15 protein-coding genes are annotated in these 15359 nt (G+C 60.9%); 11 read left to right on the forward strand and 4 right to left on the reverse strand.

The features are described 5' to 3' along the window. The first annotated feature begins 7 nt into the window (after positions 1–7). From IPK17_RS18880 to IPK17_RS18905, 6 genes are all read left to right on the forward strand, one after another. Positions 8–433 carry a PaaI family thioesterase gene (locus IPK17_RS18880; RefSeq protein ID WP_343419244.1) on the forward strand — a complete coding sequence of 142 codons (426 nt, stop codon included), beginning with the start codon at positions 8–10 and terminating at the stop codon, positions 431–433. After that, positions 430–1188 (forward strand): metallophosphoesterase, encoded by a 759-nt coding sequence (locus IPK17_RS18885; RefSeq protein ID WP_343419245.1) that lies wholly within the window; start codon positions 430–432, stop codon positions 1186–1188. Before IPK17_RS18880 ends, IPK17_RS18885 begins: the two co-directional genes overlap by 4 nt. A gap of 552 nt (positions 1189–1740) precedes the next feature. Continuing rightward, positions 1741–2685, forward strand: a complete 945-nt coding sequence (locus IPK17_RS18890; RefSeq protein WP_343419246.1) for a PLP-dependent cysteine synthase family protein — start codon at positions 1741–1743, stop codon at positions 2683–2685. A 417-nt stretch (positions 2686–3102) separates the two neighbouring features. Continuing rightward, entirely contained in the window at positions 3103–3759 is a 657-nt protein-coding gene (locus tag IPK17_RS18895) for an HAD family hydrolase (RefSeq protein ID WP_343419247.1), read from the forward strand. A gap of 171 nt (positions 3760–3930) precedes the next feature. Next, complete coding sequence (locus IPK17_RS18900; RefSeq protein WP_343419248.1) at positions 3931–5385, forward strand: ArnT family glycosyltransferase; 1455 nt, start codon at positions 3931–3933, stop codon at positions 5383–5385. 8 nt (positions 5386–5393) lie between these two features. Further along, complete coding sequence (locus tag IPK17_RS18905) at positions 5394–6506, forward strand: winged helix DNA-binding domain-containing protein (RefSeq protein WP_343419249.1); 1113 nt, start codon at positions 5394–5396, stop codon at positions 6504–6506. A gap of 498 nt (positions 6507–7004) precedes the next feature. On the opposite strand, the gene IPK17_RS18910 is transcribed toward IPK17_RS18905, so the two are convergent. Then, complete coding sequence (locus tag IPK17_RS18910; protein WP_343419250.1) at positions 7005–8402, reverse strand: MFS transporter; 1398 nt, start codon at positions 8400–8402, stop codon at positions 7005–7007. Positions 8403–8613: 211 nt separating this feature from the next. Here IPK17_RS18910 and IPK17_RS18915 point away from each other — a divergent pair, with 211 nt between their 5' ends. Beyond that, positions 8614–10476: a hypothetical protein gene (locus IPK17_RS18915; RefSeq protein WP_343419251.1), complete on the forward strand. Its 1863-nt coding sequence runs from the start codon at positions 8614–8616 to the stop codon at positions 10474–10476. Between the two features lie 58 nt (positions 10477–10534). Here the strand turns inward: IPK17_RS18915 and IPK17_RS18920 are convergent, their stop codons facing one another. Next, positions 10535–10744 carry a YtxH domain-containing protein gene (locus IPK17_RS18920; protein WP_343419252.1) on the reverse strand — a complete coding sequence of 70 codons (210 nt, stop codon included), beginning with the start codon at positions 10742–10744 and terminating at the stop codon, positions 10535–10537. A 506-nt stretch (positions 10745–11250) separates the two neighbouring features. Here IPK17_RS18920 and IPK17_RS18925 point away from each other — a divergent pair. Beyond that, entirely contained in the window at positions 11251–11628 is a 378-nt protein-coding gene (locus tag IPK17_RS18925; protein ID WP_343419253.1) for a RidA family protein, read from the forward strand. Between the two features lie 66 nt (positions 11629–11694). Here IPK17_RS18925 and IPK17_RS18930 read toward each other — a convergent pair whose 3' ends face one another. Then, positions 11695–12096 carry a hypothetical protein gene (locus tag IPK17_RS18930; RefSeq protein WP_343419254.1) on the reverse strand — a complete coding sequence of 134 codons (402 nt, stop codon included), beginning with the start codon at positions 12094–12096 and terminating at the stop codon, positions 11695–11697. 91 nt (positions 12097–12187) lie between these two features. Between IPK17_RS18930 and IPK17_RS18935 the strand changes: the two genes are divergently transcribed. From IPK17_RS18935 to IPK17_RS18945, 3 genes are all read left to right on the forward strand, one after another. Further along, on the forward strand, positions 12188–13288 hold the full coding sequence (locus IPK17_RS18935) for a class I fructose-bisphosphate aldolase (RefSeq protein ID WP_343419255.1): 1101 nt from the start codon (positions 12188–12190) through the stop codon (positions 13286–13288). 93 nt (positions 13289–13381) lie between these two features. Next, on the forward strand, positions 13382–13828 hold the full coding sequence (locus tag IPK17_RS18940) for an SRPBCC family protein (protein ID WP_343419256.1): 447 nt from the start codon (positions 13382–13384) through the stop codon (positions 13826–13828). A 71-nt stretch (positions 13829–13899) separates the two neighbouring features. Then, complete coding sequence (locus IPK17_RS18945) at positions 13900–14502, forward strand: Maf family protein (RefSeq protein WP_343419257.1); 603 nt, start codon at positions 13900–13902, stop codon at positions 14500–14502. Between the two features lie 14 nt (positions 14503–14516). Here IPK17_RS18945 and IPK17_RS18950 read toward each other — a convergent pair whose 3' ends face one another. Next, entirely contained in the window at positions 14517–15320 is an 804-nt protein-coding gene (locus tag IPK17_RS18950) for an arylamine N-acetyltransferase family protein (RefSeq protein ID WP_343419258.1), read from the reverse strand. Positions 15321–15359 lie beyond the last annotated feature (39 nt).

Below are 15359 nucleotides of genomic sequence, written 5' to 3' on the forward strand. Positions count from 1 at the left end.
CAGGCTGATGCGGATCACAGGATCACAGTTCTTAGATGAGATGGGCGCGGTACTGCGCCTGCACAGCGATAACAGCGTGATCGCCGCGGTCGCATTGACCGAACGCCAGGCCGGGCCGCCCGCTTACGCGCATGGCGGCGCACTGGCCGCGCTGATCGATGAAGCGATGGGCGCGGCGGCGCATCTGTCCGGGTCGCGGGTGGTGGCCGTCCACCTCAGCTTCGACTACAAGCATCCGGTTCCGCTCGGCGTGACCGTGCAAATCACGGGCAAAATCGAGAGCAAGGACGGCCGGAAGGTCTTCACGCTCGGCAGTGTGACCCTCCCCGATGGCACAGTCGCCGTGACCGGGCGCGGAATTTTCGTAGAAGCCCCTCAGTTCTTCGACGGTGAGCCGCCCTTCGAATTTGCCGTCGTGCCGGATGTCTCATGAGCGCACTCTACTTTATCGGCGATATTCACGGTCACCGCGACAAGCTGATCACCCTGCTGACGAAGGCGCGCCTCATCAATCGGGAACTCGCATGGTGTGGGGGCGACAGCCGGGTCTGGTTTCTAGGCGACTTCTTCGACCGGGGCGACGATGGGATCGGCGTGGTCGAACTGGTGATGCGCTTGCAGCGCGAAGCGGGCGTGGCGGGCGGCACGGTCGGCGCGCTGCTCGGCAACCACGAAATCATGTTTCTGGCGGCGCATCGCTTCGGCAATCAGGGCGGCATGGCCGCCGCGTGGCGGCGCAATGGTGGTCAGGAGCGCGATTTGCAGCGCATCAAAGCCCCGCAGATCGCGTGGCTGCGCAATCTCCCGGCGCTGGCCCGCGTCGATGATTACCTGCTCATGCACGCCGATGCGATCTTCTACCGCGATTACGGCCAGTCGCTGGACGCGATTAACGACGAAATCGGCGCCATCCTGCGCGATGACGAACTCGGCGAATGGGGACATCTGCTCGACCTGTTCTCGCAGCGCTTCGCCTTCGCCGAAACACGCCCCGATGGTATTCTGCGCGCCTCGGAGACACTGCGGCGCTACGGCGGCCAACACATTGTGCACGGGCACACGCCCATCCAGTACATGTCGGATGTGCTCTACCCGGACAAGCCGCACATCTACTCGATCAAGCTGTGCATCAACGTGGATGGCGGCATGTACCTCGGCGCGGACGGTTTCGTCTACAAAGCCTGCTAACTGCTTCATCCGGTCAATGGTCGAATATGGGTTTGTAGGGGCGCACGGCCGTGCGCCCCTACGAAAAAGCGCTTCCTTTTCTGCAATCAATTGCCGGACGGAGCATTTAGAGACCATCTGAATATTCGCAATTTCTCTTGTAGGGGCAAGGGCGTGCCTTGCTCCTACACACGCGAAAACAACGGATTTTTCAAATGGCTTTTTCAACACCCTCAGGTGTGGCCTGCCAGTTATTCATGAGTACCAATTTTCTTGCCAACCGCACCCTGAATATTCGGTGAGCATCTGCAAAAACGGACTGCGGTCAGTTGACAGGCCAAACTTGATCGCATACACTGAATCACATCAACCAAACAGGACATTCCTGATGTATTTCATGAGCGCATGTTGTTGTCTGAAGCGGAGCGATCAGCGACCTTCAGACGGCTAGTTAATTCAACTCTCGACCTTTCGAGCCGACAGTAGAAGGCGTGGATCGCCCGGTAAACAGACCGGAGCACCGCGCTTTTTTATTTCTACTGCCGGCTTTTTGTTTGTATGAGGCCTAGACGCATGCTGTACCAAACACCAACGACCATCAACGCGGCGAGCATCGAAGCGCTGATTGGCAACACACCGCTGCTCGCCTTCCGCAACATCACAGCGCACCTGCCCGCCGATGTGCGCGTGTTCGCCAAGGCCGAATGGGCCAACCCCGGCGGCAGTGTGAAAGATCGCGCGGCGGCGAACATCATTCGCGAGGCCGAAGCGGCGGGCAAACTCCGCCCCGGCACAACCATCCTCGACAGCACGAGCGGCAACACGGGCATCGCCTACGCCATGCTCGGCGCGGCGAAGGGCTACAAGGTCAAGCTGTTCCTGCCTGCCAACGCCAGTCAGGAACGTGTCGCGATTTTGCGCGCCTACGGTGCCGAACTCGTGCTCACTGACCCGCTCGAAGGCTCGGACGGCGCGATCCGTGCGGTGCGCGAGCTCATCGCCGCGCACCCCGACGAGTATTTCTACGCCGACCAGTACAACAACCCGGCGAACTGGCGCGCGCACTATAACTCGACGGGCGTGGAAATCTGGGAACAGACCGAGGGCGCGGTCACCCATTTCATCGCCGGGCTGGGCACGTCCGGCACGCTGATGGGCACCGGGCGGCGGCTCAAGGACTACCATCCCGACGTGCAGATCATCGCGCTCCAACCGGATTCGCCGTTCCACGGGCTGGAAGGTCTGAAACACATGCCGACGGCTATCAAGCCGGGGATTTACGACGAGTTCTTCCCGGATCGGCAGATCGGCATCAGCACGGAGGACACGCACAGCATGGCACGGCGACTCGCCCGCGAAGAAGGCTATCTCGTCGGCATCAGCGCGGCGGCGGCGACGGTGGGCGCGCTGAAAATCGCGCACGAGCTGGCGGAGCGCGGCGAACCGGGCGTGATCGTCACGCTGTTCCCGGACAATGCCTACAAATACCTCAGCGATCACCGGGTGTGGGGCGTGTAACAACTTAACTTCACCCAGAAGCTATAACCGTAGGGGCGCAGCATGAGGATGTTTAAAAAGGCATCCCTTAAAGCCTTTCCCTTCGTCAGCGGACGCAATAAATTGCGTCCCTACGAAGACGGATTCGGCTTGGCAGGCGCTGTTGGCTCCCCTCCCTGAATTCGGGGAGGGGCCGGGGGTGGGGTCGGAGTCGGACTCATTTTCAACACGCGCCTAGCTTACCTCGACAATTTTGACCGACCGGACTTCATGCTACAATTCTGAGCACTGAGGGACGACTTGAAATAGTAGGGACGAGGCATGCCTCGTCCTTTTGCGAATGAGAACCAGAGGACGAGACATGTCTCGTCCCTACAGAAATTACCTCTCCATTCGGCGCTATCGTCCTCACATTACATCCGGAGAGGAGCAAAATCAGTGGCAGTTCAAGCAGTTCTATGGGATATGGACGGCGTCCTGTTGGACTCCGAGGCGTGCTGGTACGAGTCGCGCATTGAATTTGCGGCGCGGCTGGGCAAACCGTGGACGATGGACGATCAGAAGCTGGCGATGGGGCGCTCGACCATCGAGTGGGCGCACGTGATGCAGGAACGTCTCAACTTGAGCATGTCGCTCGATCAAATCATGGACGACGTGATCACGCTGGTGATGGCGAAATTGGGCGAGCAGCTCCCGATTCTCCCCGGCGCAGTGGAGGCGGTCAAACTGAGCGCCAGCCGCTATCCGATCGCGCTGGCGTCGGGGTCGCCCACCCGCGTCATCGACCATGTGTTGAAGATCACCGGGCTCCGCTCGGTCTATCAGACGGTCGTCTATGGCGACGACATGCAGCGCGGCAAACCCGACCCGGAAATCTGGCTGACCGCTGCCGCCAAGCTCGGCGTGGATGTGACACAGTGCGCGGGCATCGAAGATTCGGGCAACGGCGTGCGCTCACTCCAAGCGGCGGGCAGCTACATTATCGCCGTGCCCAGCCCCAAGTTTCCGCTCGCGCCGGACGTGCTGGCACTGGCCGATACCGTGCTGCCCACGCTCGAACACTTCACGCTCGACTTGTTGGAAACAGCCAGATAGACACCCAGAGACTGCGACGCACAACGCAGTCTCTGAGCCGTCACATTCCCCGCTGCAAACGCATATAAAGATCGCGGTTGCAGCATGCCGTCATCCCGGCGCATGGTAGGCAGCCGCCGCGAGTCTGCGTATACTCAAATCGTGATTTCCACCTGTGAAGGAGTAGCGCACTTGACCCTGCGACGTTGGTACCCCCTCCTCAGCGCTGGATTGCTGCTCCTGTTTTTCGGTGTGAATCTCGGCAGCATCAGCCGTTTTCCGCCCTTCATCGATGAGACCGTCCACATTTACACGGGCGAACTCATCGTGCGCAACCTGTCCCCGCTCGAAGGCATCAATTTAGGCCGCCAGTTCACCGTGTGGTGGTTAGCCCTGTTCCAACCGACCGCCAGCGATCCGCTGTGGGTCGCGCGCGCCGCGACGCTGATCGCCGCGCTGGTGGGCGTTGCGGCTGTTATGGGGATCGGTCGCTTGGCCGCCGGGTCGTGGGGCATGGTTTGCGCCGCGCTGCTCTACACCTTCAGCGCCTATCACTTCTTCTTCGGTCGCCTCGCCCTTGCTGATCCGGTTTCGGGTGCGGCGGTGCTGGCGGCGCTGTACTTCGCCTACCGCCTCTCGCGGCGCGTTAGTGCGTGGGATGCACTGCTGTGCGGGATTTGTCTGTTCTGCGCGGTCGGCGCGAAGATCAACACGCTGCCCTACTATGGTATCCCGCTTGCGGCGGTGCTCACGCTGGGGGAACGCCGTATCACACTGCGGCGGCGCGCCATGTGGCTGGGAATCGCGTTGGGTGTAGGGCTCGGTCTGCTGGCGGCGTTCGTGCTCGTTGTACGCTCCCGCGGGCTCGATTTCCTGTCCAATTCCCTGTCATTGGCCGTCAGCGCGCGCGCTGACTTCGATTCGAGCACCTTTTTCTCGCTCGACCGCATCCTCGGCAATGCCGGGTTGACCGTCGAGGCGCTCAGCGGGTATTTGAGTCCCCCCGTTTTGGGGCTGTGTTTGCTGGCCGTCATCATCTTGATCGTGCGGCGACGCTGGTTCCTCCCGCTGAGTCTGCTCGCACCAGTGTTCGCTTTGTGGATCAATCTGCCGCAGGAAACGCGCTTTTTCATCGTCCCCGTGGCGATCATGCTACTCTGCGCGGCGCTCGTACTGGCGGAGATCGCGCGGCGTTCACGTTTCGCCGCGGTAGTCACATTAATCGGGGTGGGAGTATGGGCCGCGCTGGTGTGGCTGCCGTTCGCGGTCGCCGCCCCCGCTGACCTGCCGCTGCCCCGCGTCGACATCACCCAGTACACGGGGACAGATGCCTCCGGCTTCGGCTTGGATGCAGTCGGCGCAGAGTTGAACGCGCGCGAGATACAGTTAGTGATCGGCGCGCTCTCCAACTGTCAGGGCTTACGCTATCGCTTCCCCGACCTGCCCGTGAACTGTCCGCTTATACGCCCCAATGGGCAGGATGTTGACGCGTTGGCTCAGTTGTTCAGCGGGAACCGCGCGGCGGGTGTGTACGTCGTGCTCGAAGCGAGTCCGTATGTGCCGACGAGTGCGCCGGGTCAAATTGTCACCACCATCGACGATGCGCACGGTCGACCGCGGCTCACCCTGTATGACTTAACTCCGTAGGAGGATTGATGAGTATTCGCACGCTGACCACCCGCGAACTCAACCGCGCCACGCTGGCGCGGCAAATGCTGCTCGAGCGTGCCCCGCTGACCATCCCTGAAGGGGTCGAACGGCTGGCCGGGATGCAGTCGCAGGCCTTGAGCGCGCCTTACATCGGCTTATGGACGCGCCTGCAAACGTTCGACCGCACCGAGATGACGCGTCTCATCCGTGAGCGCACGCTCGTCAAAGCGACACTCATGCGCGCCACCCTACATCTGTTCAGCGCGGCGGATTATGTGCGCTTTCGCACGACGATTCAGCCCGCGCTCGATGTGTCGCTGACAGCGGTCACCGGAAATCGCGACAAAAGCGGCTTCGATCCGGCAGTGGTACTGGAAGAAGGGCGCGCCTTCCTTGCGGAGACGCCGCGCACTTTCGCCGACATCACCGCGCAGTTCAGCGCCCGCTACCCGACCGCCGATATTGGCTCGATCCGCTATATGCTGCGCACGCAAATCCCGCTGGTCGTGGTGCCGGATGGCGGCGCGTGGGCTTACCCTGGCAATCCCAAGTTCACGCTTGCCGAGACCTGGCTCGCTCAGCCGATTCCCCAAGCCCCGACGCTGCGCGAGCTCGTGCTACGCTATCTGGCGGCCTTCGGCCCGGCAACGGTCAGCGATGCGCAGACGTGGTCCGGCTTAAGCAAGCTCAAAGAGGTGTTCGAGGCATTGCGCCCGGAATTGGTCACCTACAAAGAAGCGGGCGGACGCGCCGAATACTTCGACCTGCCCAATCAGCCGATCCCCGATGCGGACACCCCCGCGCCCGTGCGGTTCCTGCCGGAATTCGACAATCTGCTGCTGTCCCATGCCAAGCGCACGCGCATCATCAGCGATCAGTACCGCGACCGCATTTTCGGGTCGGGCAATCTGCGCATCTCCGCGACGATCCTCGTCGATGGCTTTGTCGCCGGGTTGTGGACGGTCGAAAGCGCCAAAAAAGCCGCCGCGCTGGTGATCGCTCCCTTCGTTCCCCTCGCGCCAGCCGATCGGGACGCGCTCACCGAAGAGGGCGAACGCCTCATCCGCATGATCGACCCGGAGGCGAAAATGCATGAAGTCCGCTGGAAAGATGTGTAGCGGGGGGTAAGTACTAGCCTCATCCCCCTAGCCCCCTCTCCGAGCGAAGAGGGGGACAAGAACCAGGTTTTCCAGTCCCCTCGCCCTTGGGAGAGGGAATTTAAGGCTTGTCCGGTACTGATTGAAGGTTTTCTATACTTCAACCAGAGCGACAGTGGTTAACCCCTCACTCCAACCCCTCTCCAAGCGGGGAGAGGGGAGGAGCGGCGAGTCTTCTGTCTCCCCTCTCCGCTCGGAGAGGGTGCCGGGGGTGCTAGCTAACAGGGGTAGGTTTTCGAGGGGGACGAGGCATGCCTCGTCCTCCTTTCAAAACAACCGTCACCCTTGGCTAAAACCTTCTTGCTTTCCGGATGGCAGGCTTTTCGTCATCCAGAGAAAACAGGACGAGGCGCCTCCCTGGGGTTTGGCGAAAGAAACGCGCTTCCATTGGGAAGCATTAAAAACCTATCCCTGACAGGGCCGGGGGTGGGGTCTGGGGTCTGGGGTCTGAGTCGTTAACTAATCCCCGCCGATGATCGGGATTTCCCCCGTGGCCGTGCGCAGATTCGGCAGCTCGCTCGTCGCGCGCACGGCATCGCCGACGCTCACAGCCTGGAACTCGCCCGTGACCTGCATGCCCATGTCCCGCACCGCGCGCGAGGTCAGCGAAAGCAGCGTGACGAGCGCCATCAGAATCCCGCCGCCGATGAAGACCGCCGTCAGATTCCAGTCGATGAGCACGCCCGCCAGCGCCGTCGAGACCGGGGTCAACCCGACCGACGCGAACATGATCACGCTCATCACGCGCCCCATCAGGTGTTCGGGCACGCGTTTTTGCAGCCATGTGAAGAAGGAAATGTTCACGTACCCGTTGACCGCGCCCATGAGCAGCGCCATGACCGCCGCGTAGGCGGTCGCCGTGCTGAGCGGCAGCAGCGCCAGCGCCACGCCCATCAACGCCTGAATCGTGAGCAGAATCGTGCCCATGCGCGCTGGTTTGAGCCGGGGCAGCACGCCGGAGAGGATGATCCCCACGAGTGCGCCCCCACCGAAGGCCGACATCACGATGCCATAGGCCGCCGCGCCCTCCGCCAGCGTCGTCTTCGCCAGCACCGGAATGCCGATCATCATCGGCCCCATGATGAAGAAGTTCGACGCCACGATCAGGATCAGGATGAAGCGCAGGGCTTCGTTCTGCCACAGGTAGCGCATGCCTGCCGCAATCGACTGGATGACGCTCCGCTGATCCGCGTCCAGTTCGACGGCGCGGCGCGGCCGCATCAGCCACAGCGCCCCGATGGACGCGAGAAACGACAGCGCATCGATCCCGAAAGCCACGCCGATCCCGATCATGCTGGGCAGCGCGTCGGCGCTGGCACTGGCCGTCCCACCGACGAGCGCGATCAGCCCACCCGCCAAAACCGGGCCGAGGAACAGGCTGAGCTGTGCCGTCCCCTGCACAATCGTATTCCCGCTCTGCAATTGATCCTTGTCGAGGATTTGCGGCACAATCGACGATTGGCCGGGGAAGTAGAAGGCGTCGGCCAGACCGAACAGCAGCGCGAAGCCGTAGAGCATCCACAACTGGATCGCGTCGCTCAGCGTGAGCGCGGCCAACACGCCGACGAGCACGAGCCGGGCGGCGTTCGTGACAAGCATGATGGTGCGCGGTGAGAAGCGATCAACCAGCGCCCCGCCGATCAGCATAAACAGCGCGCGCGGAATGCCCATCAGCGCCATCACCGTGCCGAGGATGAGCGCGTCGCCGGTCAATTGCAGTACGAGCCACGGATACGCGATGAGGGTGAATTGATCGCCGAGGAGCGATACGCTCTCGCCGATCCAGAGTAAGCGGAAATTCCGCACGCCCAGTGGGCTGGCGGCTTTGGTTGTTGGTGCGGTGCTGGTTTGGCTCATGGTTCCCCCCTTGGGCCAAAGCGGTCTTGAGTGTCACTCCCTTATACGCACCACTTCTGATTTTGTTCCAAACTGATTGACGCGCCGTGTCCCTACGGCTCACCTACGCATCGAACCGCACCCTGCGACTCGCTGTATACTGAGTCAGAGTGGTGCTGATCTCCGCTGTGCCGGAGTATGCGCTGTGATCATCAAACAGAAAAGGGAACCCATGAGAAAACTGTTGCTTGTGCTGGCACTGCTGTTGATGGCGGGCGGCGTCATGGCTCAGGATGTCGATCCCGAGTACCCCACGCTGACCGAACTGGCCAGCGAACCTATTCCCCCGCGCGACCGCCTCGAACTGGCTGAACGTCTGCGCGGCGTGACCGACATCCCCGCGCCGCCAGACACCCCGCCGGATCGGCAGGTCGGTGACCAAGATGAATTCCGCGTGTCCAATTCCAGCGAAGGCTATACGCGCGATATCACGGCGACGCTGGAAGTCGCGGGCGAACACATTTATCTGTGGGTGGAAAATGGCGCGAACGTCTCCACGCGCGATTTGCAGGAACTAGCCGACTTCTTCGACGACGAAGTCTATGATCAGGTGCGCAATCTGTGGGGCAGCGAAGCGCAGCCCGGCATCGACGGCGACCTGCGTGTGCATGGTTTGTTCGCCTACCAACTCGGCGGCTCGACGGCGGCGTATGTCAGCAGCGACGACAGCTATCCCGAAGCCGCGGTGGAGGGCAGCAACGAGCGCGAGATGTTCTTCTTCAACCTCGACGCGCTCGGCACCTCGTTCGACGTGCGCTCGACGGGCGTGATCGTCGCGCATGAGTTCCAGCACATGATCCGCCAGAACCTTCAGTTCAACGAAGAAACGTGGATGAACGAAGGTTTATCGACGTTCACCGAGTATTACCTCAACGGCACGCCGGATTTCTTCGCCTATGACTTCCTGTACGCGCCGCAGACCCAGTTGAATTACTGGAACGAAGACAATTTCCTGCGCGGCGCGAACTACGGCGCGGCGCAGATGTTCCTCATCTACTTCTACGACCGCTACGGCCTCGACGCCATGCAGCAGTTGAGCGCTGACAATGCGCCGCGCGGCCTGCAATCGGTCGACGATGTGCTGCGTGCGCTGGGCGAACCCGGCGTCGACGAGTTCTTCGCCGATTGGGTCGTCGCCAATCGCACTATCGGGACGAACTGGGACCGCGGGTACACCTCAATCGCGGATTTGGGCACGGTAGCGGTTGATCAGGCGACCTACACGCGCTATCCCGTCTCCGTACGTGGGGAAGTACCGCAGTACGCCGCGCACTACTTCACTTTGCTGCCCATGGAGGGCGTGAAGGCAATGGAAGTCAGCCTCGCCATGCCGGACAGCGCGCCGCTGATCGACGCCGACATTACCGGAACGGTCGCCTACAGCAATCGCGGCGACATGACCGATACCACACTCACCCGCGCCTTTGATCTCACGGGTGTGACCAGCGCGACCCTCGATTATCGTCTGTGGTATCACCTCGAAGACCTGTGGGACTACGGCTATGTGATGGTCAGCGAAGACGAGGGGGCCACGTGGGACATCATCCCCACGCCGCACACGACCAGCGACAATCCGTATGGCACATCCTACGGCGACGGCTACACGGGCACGAGCGGCGGCAGCACCGCCACGTGGATTGACGAGTCGATCTCGCTGGATGCTTACGCGGGCGAAAACATCCTCGTCCGCTTCGAGATGATCACCGACGACGCTGTGAATCAGGCGGGCGTGGCCATCGACGATGTACGCGTCGATGCGCTGAACTACAGCGAAGACTTTGAAGGGGATGCGGAAGGCTGGGATTTCCAGGGCTGGATTCGCACCGACAACCGCCTGCCCCAGTCCGCCTGGGTGCAGATGATCGAGACGGTCGACGGCGAAGTGCAGGTCACGCGCTGGCTCGCCACCGACACCGAGCAGTCGTGGACGTTCACGCCCAACCCCAACGCCGAGTCGCTGGTGCTGGCGCTCACGCCGCTCTCGCCCGTGACGACGATCCCGATGCCCTATCAGTTGCAGGTGGATACAAAATAAAGCACTGAGGACTGAGGTTCGAGGACTGAGTCTGGTTTTGTCTCAGTCCTCGGTCCTCTTACTTGGAGCGCATCCGTTTGAACTCGGCTTCGAGTTCGCGTTTGCGCTGATCGCTGGCCTGCCGCGCCTCATCGAGCGTTTCGGCATACCCCTCTTTGAGCGCGTCAACGACTTTTTGGCCGGAGACTGGCGAGAAGACGACCACCAGCAGACCGCCGATGACCGCCCCCACCATGAACCCCAGCAGCAAACTGAGCAGTTTGTTCATACGCGGCGACTCCTTGAGTGCGCCGATTATAGCACGTTCTGCTGACATGCAAGTAATGTAATTTGAAACACATTGGCGTTTTGCGCGCAACCGGGCATAATTCGGGCGAAAAGCGGTTAGCCGTTAGCGATTAGCTGTTAGCCAAGAGTTGGGACTGCCTTCTAATGTAGGTTCTCGAAACAAATCCCCGAACGGATGTAGGGGCGCACCTGTGTGTGCGCCCGAAATCGGGCAGACACATCGGTCTGCCCCTACATCAAGACTTTCGATCCTTAAGGCGAATCGTTTGGGGAAAAGCGCCCAAAAGTCTTTCCACTCGCGCGGACGCAATGATTGCGTCCCTACGAAAACAAATTTGGCTTGGCAAATGATGTTGGCTCCCCTCCCTGAATTCGGGGAGGGGCCGGGGGTGGGGTGGAAAAACCTTATTCCGCTTTGAGCTAAGTGCTAATCGCTAACAGCTAATCGCTATCCGCTACTTACTATCCACAGGAGAGAGAAAACCCATGAGCCGTGAAGTTGTCAAAACGCCGAACGCCCCCGGCGCGGTCGGCCCCTATTCGCAGGCGATCATCGCCAATGGCTTCGTCTTCACCGCCGGGCAGACCGGCATGGTCCCGGGAACCAAGGAACTGCCCGCCGGAGTCGAAGCGCAGACCCGGCAGGTGTTGGAGAACCTCAAAGCGATTCTGACGGCGGCGGGAACAGGGCTGGATCGCGTGGTCAAGACGACCGTGTTCTTGCAGAACATGGGCGATTTTGCCACGATGAACGCGATCTATGCGGAGTATTTCCCCAACGACCCGCCCGCGCGCAGCACGGTCGAAGTCGCCAAGCTGCCGATCGGCGCGCTGGTGGAAATTGAAGCGGTTGCGTTGGTCTAGCTAGGAAAGTTGCTCGCGCAGGGCGTCGTCTCAACCACCGGGACGACGCCCCCACAAACCCGACAGCTAGGCCACTGGAGGAGTCATGCGTTCGGCGAGTTCGGGCACTTGCCGACCAATATAAGCCAATGCGTCATCCACACTGCCGTGCAGAATCACTTTGTTCCGCTGCACTTGCGTCGCCAACAGCGACACAAAGCGCACCGCCGAATTGTTGCTGATCACGATGAGCTGACGCATATGCGGGTGGCTCAGCCACTTCTGCACACTGGCCGTCGCCTTGACGACATTGCGCGGGAAGCTGGTCAACCCTAACGTGTTCACGATGAAGAAAACCGGTTCGGATGCGGAGTCGAGACGCTGAATGGCACCTTCCGAGCTGGTAACCACTTCATCATCCGTATAGGGATCGCTCAGGCGGTTATAGAGCACACGGCCTTCAACAACCCACTCTATTGAATAAGGCATAAGACCTGTCCTTACTATCACAACATACTATCCAGTATATGCGGAAGGGTGATATTCGTTACCTTTAGAAGCGAAATTTTTCGAAAGACCGATGGCTGTAGCAACCGCACCGGGTGCATCCCTCAGCATCGATAACATCGTAGAACTGCTCGGCGAGGATGCCGACTATCTGTTGAATCATACCAGCACGACGATTCCCAAAGAGACCCTGCATCTGCCGGGTGGCGACTTCGTGGATCGCGTATGGGTGGGCTCGGATCGCACACCGCAGGTGCTGCGCAGCCTCGAATCCATGTTCGCTCATGGGCGTCTGGCGGGCACGGGTTACCTGTCGATCCTCCCGGTCGATCAGGGCATTGAACACTCGGCGGGCGCGTCGTTCGCCAAGAACCCTGCCTACTTTGACCCCGAAAACATCGTCAAGCTGGCGATTGAAGGTGGCTGCAACGCCGTCGCCTCGACGTTTGGCGTGCTCGGTTCGGTGGCGCGCAAGTACGCGCACCGCATCCCCTTCATGGTGAAGATCAATCACAACGAACTGCTCACCTTCCCGAACAAGTTTGATCAGGTGATGTTCGGCAAGATCAAGCAGGCGTGGGACATGGGCGCGACCTCGGTCGGCGCGACTGTGTATTTCGGCTCGGACGAAAGCACCCGCCAGTTGATCGAAGTGGCGGAAGCCTTCGCGATGGCGCACGAACTCGGCATGGCGACCGTGCTGTGGTGCTACACCCGCAACAACGGCTTCAAGGTCGACGGCATCAATCACGAAACTTCAGCCGACCTCACCGGGCAGGCGAATCACCTCGGTGTGACCATTCAGGCCGACATCATCAAGCAGAAGCTGCCGACGCAGACGGGCGGTTTTAAGGCGCTGAACACGGGCGGCTCGTCCTACGGCAAGCTCGACGAACGCATCTACACCAAGCTGAGCAGCGATCACCCGATTGACCTCACCCGCTATCAGGTGGCGAACTGCTACATGGGCCGCGCGGGCTTGATCAACTCCGGCGGCGCGAGCGGCGCGAACGACCTCGCCGAAGCCGTGCTGACCGCCGTCGTCAACAAGCGCGCGGGCGGCATGGGCTTGATCAGCGGTCGCAAGGCCTTCCAGCGTCCGATGGACGAAGGTGCGGCCCTCCTCCGCGCGATTCAGGACGTGTATCTCTGCGAAGACGTGACCATCGCCTAAACAGGCACGTTCACTACGGTAAATCAGTAAGGGACGGGGCAGCAGCCTCGTCTTTTTGATTCTCCGCATGAGCTTAGTTTAGGACACGAACCTATGCCCTTTCCGAGCACGATCACCAAATCGATCACCATCACGGAGACGACCGCCGTCATCTGGCGCGTGCTGACCACGCCCGCCTTGATCAAGGAATGGATCTCAGACGATGACATCGAAACGACGACGACGTGGCAGGTCGGCAGTCCGATCATCGTCTCGGGGAAGCTGCACGGCACCATGCCCTTCGAAAACCGAGGGGTCGTCCTGCAGTTCGAACCGGAAGCCGTCCTCAGGTACACTGCGTGGAGCAAGCTGAACCGCCTCCCCGATGTCCCAGAAAACCATGCTGTGATCGAATTCCAGTTAGCGCCCGCCGACGCCAATCAGACGCGGCTGACGCTCATCCTCAATCAGATGAATGACGCCACCTATGAGCACTACAATTTCTACTGGAACGTGGCGCTGTATCAGATCAAACTGACCGCCGAACGACAGACCCCGTAGTCGAGCCATGCACGCCGCCCGCTTTTGCACTACACTTAGGCCGTTTGTCTCTCTTGGAATGGAATGTGTCTATGCCCTTCATCCTCGCATCGGGATCACCGCGACGGCGCGAACTGTTGGCGACGCTCGGGATCACCTTTACCGTCATCAAGTCAGATATTGACGAGACGCAGCGCGCAGGCGAAGCGCCGCTCGACTATGTGCGCCGCCTGAGCATCGAAAAGGCGCACGCTGTCGCCGCCAAGCTGAGCGAATCGGCGGTCGTACTGGCGGCGGATACGGTTGTCATCCTCGCCGCCGACACCATGGGCATCCTCGATGGGGAAATCCTCGGCAAGCCCGTCGATGCGGACGACGCGCGGATCATGCTCCAACGCCTGCGCGACCGCGGTCATATCGTGTGTACAGCGCTTACGCTGCTGCAAACCGGCGCGTCCACACGCCAACTCACGCGGCTCACGCAGACGGAAGTCATCATGCGCGACTACAGCGACGCGGAAATCGACGCCTATATCACGACAGGCGACCCGTTCGACAAAGCGGGCAGCTACGCTATCCAGCACGAAGGCTTTCATCCGGTCGCGCGGATTGACGGCAGCTATACCAACGTGGTCGGCCTGCCCGTCGAGACGCTCAAAGAGATGCTGGACGAGATCGGATATACTGTGGAGTAGAGACGCCTACTAGGTCAGCGCTGCGCTTGGCCCCACGCTTGATGCCGCGCCCAAACTTTCTCCCACAGCGCGTCGATATCGTCTAAATGCAAATCGAACACATCCGCCAGTGTGCGCGCATAGCTCGCTGCATCCGTGATCGCTTCGTCGCGCTGCCCCTCGACGGTGACGCGACGCAGCACCGCCCCGCGCAGGGTGACAATCCCCTCCGGCGTGTAGCGATGACACACGGTTGTCCGCACAAAGCCCGATTCCGGTGACGTTTGCAGGTAGTGCGACTCCGCCGCGAAATCAGCCAGTTGATACGGTTCGAGGTTGAAGTCGAAGCCGGGACCGCCGTATGCCTGATTCTCAAACCACCAGCGGTCGCCGACTTGCCGCAAGCCGAATTCAAGCCAACCAGCTTGCCGATAACGTCCCTCCGCCAACGGAATCGGCTCAAGCAGACCGTTGCCAAAGCCAACATCGGCGAGGTACGGCTGATCGAGATCGACGTGCAGAATCAGGTGATCGGGCGCGAACGGCTCGTCGACTGAAGCGCGCCCCACCGCCGACGCCAGCAGCGTCACCTCAAAGCCGATTTCGCGCAGCGCCCACGCCAGCAAACCGTTCATCTCAAAGCACCACCCGCCGCGCCGCCCCTCGACGATTTTCGCGTAGAACGTATCGAAATCGACGGTGAGCGGGCAGCCCCGGTGAATATCGAGGTTTTCGTAGGTGATGTTGAGCAGATGCGCGCGATGCACGCCGATCAGCGTGGCGAGATCGGGGCGCACGGGCAAATCATAGTTGATCCGGTTGAGATAGGCAGCCAGCATCGGGTATTCCTTAGCACATAACGTGTAGGGACGCCCAAC

The organism is Candidatus Flexifilum breve (assembly GCF_016713355.1).

Coding starts and splice junctions, on each gene's coding strand:
- IPK17_RS18930 (WP_343419254.1), bottom strand. CDS start 12,096: ATGCCTTATTCAATAGAGTGGGTTGTTGAAGGCCGTGTGCTCTATAAC.
- IPK17_RS18945 (WP_343419257.1), top strand. CDS start 13,900: ATGCCCTTCATCCTCGCATCGGGATCACCGCGACGGCGCGAACTGTTG.
- IPK17_RS18915 (WP_343419251.1), top strand. CDS start 8,614: ATGAGAAAACTGTTGCTTGTGCTGGCACTGCTGTTGATGGCGGGCGGC.
- IPK17_RS18890 (WP_343419246.1), top strand. CDS start 1,741: ATGCTGTACCAAACACCAACGACCATCAACGCGGCGAGCATCGAAGCG.
- IPK17_RS18925 (WP_343419253.1), top strand. CDS start 11,251: ATGAGCCGTGAAGTTGTCAAAACGCCGAACGCCCCCGGCGCGGTCGGC.
- IPK17_RS18910 (WP_343419250.1), bottom strand. CDS start 8,402: ATGAGCCAAACCAGCACCGCACCAACAACCAAAGCCGCCAGCCCACTG.
- IPK17_RS18905 (WP_343419249.1), top strand. CDS start 5,394: ATGAGTATTCGCACGCTGACCACCCGCGAACTCAACCGCGCCACGCTG.
- IPK17_RS18950 (WP_343419258.1), bottom strand. CDS start 15,320: ATGCTGGCTGCCTATCTCAACCGGATCAACTATGATTTGCCCGTGCGC.
- IPK17_RS18885 (WP_343419245.1), top strand. CDS start 430: ATGAGCGCACTCTACTTTATCGGCGATATTCACGGTCACCGCGACAAG.
- IPK17_RS18880 (WP_343419244.1), top strand. CDS start 8: ATGCGGATCACAGGATCACAGTTCTTAGATGAGATGGGCGCGGTACTG.
- IPK17_RS18940 (WP_343419256.1), top strand. CDS start 13,382: ATGCCCTTTCCGAGCACGATCACCAAATCGATCACCATCACGGAGACG.
- IPK17_RS18920 (WP_343419252.1), bottom strand. CDS start 10,744: ATGAACAAACTGCTCAGTTTGCTGCTGGGGTTCATGGTGGGGGCGGTC.
- IPK17_RS18935 (WP_343419255.1), top strand. CDS start 12,188: ATGGCTGTAGCAACCGCACCGGGTGCATCCCTCAGCATCGATAACATC.